Annotated in this window: 2 protein-coding genes and 1 pseudogene; 1 reads left to right on the forward strand and 2 read right to left on the reverse strand. The window is 53.6% G+C overall.

Annotated elements, in window-relative coordinates; genetic code table 11:
- Nucleotides 1–36 precede the first annotated feature (36 nt).
- Together H627_RS0115135 and H627_RS0115140 are read right to left on the reverse strand one after the other, a co-directional pair.
- Nucleotides 37–378 carry an ATP-binding protein gene (locus H627_RS0115135; RefSeq protein WP_027829597.1) on the reverse strand — a complete coding sequence of 114 codons (342 nt, stop codon included), beginning with the start codon at nucleotides 376–378 and terminating at the stop codon, nucleotides 37–39.
- A 37-nt stretch (nucleotides 379–415) separates the two neighbouring features.
- Nucleotides 416–1,312 carry a phosphate ABC transporter substrate-binding protein gene (locus H627_RS0115140; protein ID WP_051225479.1) on the reverse strand — a complete coding sequence of 299 codons (897 nt, stop codon included), beginning with the start codon at nucleotides 1,310–1,312 and terminating at the stop codon, nucleotides 416–418.
- Nucleotides 1,313–1,523: 211 nt separating this feature from the next.
- Here H627_RS0115140 and H627_RS18735 point away from each other — a divergent pair.
- A pseudogene (locus H627_RS18735) lies at nucleotides 1,524–2,984 on the forward strand (ABC transporter ATP-binding protein); the annotation flags it as partial.
- Nucleotides 2,985–3,052 lie beyond the last annotated feature (68 nt).

Below are 3,052 nucleotides of genomic sequence, written 5' to 3' on the forward strand. Positions count from 1 at the left end.
GTCATAAAAATGCCCCACAATCGTTAGAGTATCTGTCTAACAATTATGGGGCACTTCACAAGTCGGGGCCAGCAGTTTCACTCTTTTATATAGCGCCGTGCGCCTAGCCTGGTTCAGATTGGTCGCGTCGATGATGATTTTCTCTTGATTGGCGCGCAGTGCGGCTTCCAACCGCGCATGCAAGACGGCAAAAACTTGGGCGTTGGTACGCTTAACCACCGCAGGGGGCTGGTCGTACAAAGGATAGATGCCCGCCTGTTTGCACAGCTCATCCCGAATCGCGTCGGAAGACAAATCCACCACGTGCTTCTGCTCTTTCGCCCACGTGGTTTTGCCCGCGCCGGAAACGCCGATCAGTTCAAAAATATTACTGGCCACAATGCCCGGTACCCCCTATTCGGAGACTAGCATACCACTATGGCCGGACATCGTTGAGCTGGCCATCCGCGGTCCGTTCGACTTTCATCTCCTTGATGGAAATATAGCCCATTTTGCTGATCAAACTCTTTTGGACAGTATCAGACTGCAGATAGTTAATGTATTGAACCTCCGCCACAGTCGGCTTGCCCTTGACGTACAGATGCTCATAAGCCCATAACGGCCAGGTGCCAGTCACGATATTCGCCTTGGACGGCTTGATACCGTCGATGTAGACCGGGGTGACGCTGCTATCCAAATAGGAAAGCGCCAAGTAAGAAATGGCCCCAGGGGTCGCGGCGACCATCGCCCGAGCCTTCGCCGACGACTCCTGTTCCAAGCCAGTCTTTGGTTCGCCACCGTGCAGTACTTGGCGGTCGAAGCTAATTCGGGTCCCGCTGCCCGCGGTCCGGTTAATAATGGTAATGGGCAGATCCGGTCCGCCCAGTTGCCGCCAATTTGTATAGTTACCGGCAAAGATTAAACGCAGGGCCGTGGTCGAAATGGTGCGTACGCCCAACCGATTGTTCACGATGGGGACAATGCCGACTACCGCAATTTTGTGATCCACCAGCGTGTTTGGCACCACGCCGTCTTTTTCTTCCGCAAAAATATCACTCATCCCGAAACTGACCTGGCCGTTGGCAACCTTGGTCAAACCGGCAGCGGAGCCGCCTTTTTGGATTGTGACATGGACGTTTGGATGATCTGCTGTATAATTCTTCGTTGCTTCCTCAACTAACGGAGCCATTGCAGTGGAACTGGCGAGGGTCAGCCGTTCCGGCGTGTGTGCGCCCAGCCGGCCGCCCTGGGCCACGGCAATACCGCCCACCAGGGCGACAACAACCAGCAACACTGCAGTACCCCAAATCAGTACTCGGCGTCGTTTGGTCATGATGATAACCTCCTCTTTCTTCACCCCCTAGTATAGGGAAGAAACGTAACGATCCCGGCTGGTTTTGTGTCACGAAAACGTAACGGCGGCGCAAGTCCAGACTTCCGACGGATAGACAGGGTGCAGAATATGGCATAATGTACCTATATCACGCAAAACGAAAATACCATCCGAGCGGTGGCCTTGGCCCTGCTCTAAAAAGGAGTTACGCATGCTTGAACTGAAGCACATCAAGAAGTATTACCACGTCGGCGATACGATCACGAAAGCGCTGGACGATGTCTCGGTGTCGTTCCGCCAACAAGAATTCGTCGCTATCCTTGGCCCTTCTAGTTCGGGGAAGACCACGCTGCTGAACATGATTGGCGGATTGGATCGGTATGATTCCGGCGATTTGATCATTGAAGGCAAATCGACTAAGACCTTCAAAGACGCGGATTGGGATGCCTACCGGAACAACTCCATCGGCTTCATTTTCCAGAGCTATAACCTGATCGGCCATTTAAGCATCATGGATAATGTCGAAATGGGCATGACCTTGTCCGGCGTATCCCGGGCGGAAAAGGAAAAACGGGCCGTGGATGCCCTGACCCGAGTCGGTTTGGCTGAGCATATGCACAAGCGGCCGAATCAATTATCCGGCGGGCAGATGCAGCGGGTGGCGATCGCCCGGGCAATCGCCAATGATCCCGAGATCCTGCTGGCTGATGAACCCACCGGCGCGCTGGATTCCGAGACCAGTGAAGAAATCATGCAGCTGATCAAGGAGCTGTCCAAAGAACGGCTGGTGATCATGGTCACCCACAACCCGCAACTGGCCAAGCAGTATGCGGACCGGATCATCAACTTTGCGGACGGCAAGATTCTAAACGATTCCGCGCCGTACAGCGAGCACGAGGCGGACGATCATTTCACGCTTAAACGGACGAAGATGAGTTTCTGGACGGCGTTGAAATTATCGTTTACGAACATTAAGACGAAAAAGGGTCGGACGTTCCTGACGATGTTTGCTTCCAGTATCGGGATCATCAGCGTCGCCATCGTTTTGGCCCTGTCTACGGGGTTCCAGACCCAGATCGACAAGACCGAGGCGGAAACGCTGGCCCAGTATCCGATTACGATCGCCCAGCAGGGGCAGGATACGTCCCAGCGGCCGTCTCAGGAGAAGGGCTTTTCGAAAAGTGATCAAGTTACCGCGCAGACTAGTGCGGCCGATAAGGCCCAGCACGTCAATAAGATCAGCCAGAAGTACCTGGATTATCTGAATGGATTAAACAAGAAATTGGCCAAAAACATCAGTTATACATACGCCACCGGCTTCAACCTGGTCCGCGACGTGAATGGCCAGTATAAACCGGTGAAGTTCTCCAACAGCAATCCCGAACGCAGCGGGGTGGACGCCAGTGCCATGATGTCCACGCTGGGCGTCGGCGGGTCGGTCTACCCGGTGGACCGGTACGGCAAACAGTCGTACCTGGAGTCCAATTACAAGGTGCTGGCTGGCAGCTATCCCAAGGCGGCGACCGACATCGTCTTAGTGGTCAACCGGGACAACACGGTAAATATCAACAGCTTGAAGAACTTAGGTTTTACCGTGAAAGAAAACCAGAAGTATAACTATAACGATCTGGTGGGCCAAACGGTAAAGGTTGTGGCCAATGATGACTACTACTGAAACTTGAAAGCCCGAAAGTGCACTGATGCCTTGGTAATTGTGAGATGGCGGCGGGAATGATCTTG

The sequence above is a fragment of the Schleiferilactobacillus harbinensis DSM 16991 genome (assembly GCF_000425885.1).
Lineage (GTDB): Bacteria > Bacillota > Bacilli > Lactobacillales > Lactobacillaceae > Schleiferilactobacillus > Schleiferilactobacillus harbinensis.

What these genes read in the sequence shown, in the direction of transcription:
- H627_RS0115140 (WP_051225479.1), bottom strand. Translation starts at nt 1,312, where the DNA reads ATGACCAAACGACGCCGAGTACTGATTTGGGGTACTGCAGTGTTGCTG.